This window comes from Promicromonospora kroppenstedtii DSM 19349, assembly GCF_000515355.1.
Taxonomy (GTDB): Bacteria; Actinomycetota; Actinomycetes; order Actinomycetales; family Cellulomonadaceae; genus Promicromonospora; species Promicromonospora kroppenstedtii.
In genome coordinates, this window is the sequence record NZ_KI911594.1 from 28,242 (window position 1) to 29,001 (window position 760).

General features: G+C 73.4%; 1 protein-coding gene. It reads right to left on the reverse strand.

The genetic code is table 11. The features are described 5' to 3' along the window. Window positions 1-52: 52 nt before the first annotated feature. Window positions 53-760: aldehyde dehydrogenase family protein (locus PROKR_RS03150; RefSeq protein ID WP_036959455.1), on the reverse strand; the 708-nt coding region annotated here is incomplete at its 5' end.

The following is a 760-nucleotide window of genomic DNA, read 5'->3' on the forward strand; positions in this document are numbered from 1 at the left end:
CTGACGCGTGGAGCCGGGCCGTCGCCCGTCCGGCGGGGCCGGTCGGAGCCGGTCAGCCGAAGTTGACGCCCTGCGCCAGCGGCAGCTCGGTCGAGTAGTTCACGGTGTTCGTCGCCCGGCGCATGTACTGCTTCCACGCGTCCGAGCCGGACTCGCGGCCGCCGCCGGTCGACTTCTCGCCGCCGAACGCGCCGCCGATCTCCGCGCCGGAGGTGCCGATGTTGACGTTCACGATGCCGCAGTCAGAGCCGACCTCGGACAGGAACGTCTCCGCCTCGCGCACGTCCAGCGTGAAGATCGAGGACGACAGGCCCTGCGGGACGTCGTTATGCACGGCGATCGCCTCGGACAGCTCCGAGTAGGTCAGCACGTACAGGATCGGGGCGAACGTCTCGCGCTTGACGACGTCGGCCTGCTCCGGCATCCGGACGATCGCCGGGTGCACGTACGCGGCGTCCTCCGCGCCCGGGACCGAGACGGCGGTGCCGCCCACGACGAGCTCGCCGCCCGCGGTCACGGCCTCGTCGACGGCGGCCAGCATGCGGTCGCGCGCGCCGGCGTCGACCAGCGGGCCCACCAGGGTGCCCTCGGTGCGCGGGTCGCCCACGGGCAGGCCGCTGTAGACCTTGGCGAGCCGCGCGACGACGTCGTCCACGATCGACTCGTGCACGATCAGACGGCGCAGCGAGGTGCAGCGCTGCCCGGCCGTGCCCGCCGCGGAGAACACCGCGCCGCGCACGGCGAGGTCGAGGTCCGCCGA